General features: G+C 51.7%; 1 protein-coding gene. It reads right to left on the bottom strand.

Annotated elements, in window-relative coordinates; translation table 11 throughout:
* A partial coding sequence (locus tag KKC1_RS11255; RefSeq protein WP_143288743.1) for a transposase occupies positions 1-290 on the bottom strand: 290 nt, incomplete at both ends.

Below are 290 nucleotides of genomic sequence, written 5' to 3'. Positions count from 1 at the left end.
CAATAATCATAAACGACGTTGTCTTTGCCCGCCAATACCCGGGTTTCCTCGCCGTCCCGCCACTGGTTCCGGATGTCAATCACCGGCTTGATCCGGTGTTCGTCCCATAGTTTCACGATTAGTTTCGTGTCATCGTAAGCTTTGTCGGCCAGCAAGGCCTCGCATCTTTCTACCAAGGCCGGCTGTTCTTTAGCCAACCGGTCAATCAAGGTGTGCCCTTCTTTAACGTCGCTGGTTGAGGCCTTTGTCACTGTAAAGGCTACCGGTAATTCATATTGGGCATCAACCAC

The sequence above is a fragment of the Calderihabitans maritimus genome (assembly GCF_002207765.1).
GTDB lineage: Bacteria > Bacillota > KKC1 > Calderihabitantales > Calderihabitantaceae > Calderihabitans > Calderihabitans maritimus.
This window is presented reverse-complemented; position numbering and strand designations above follow the sequence as displayed.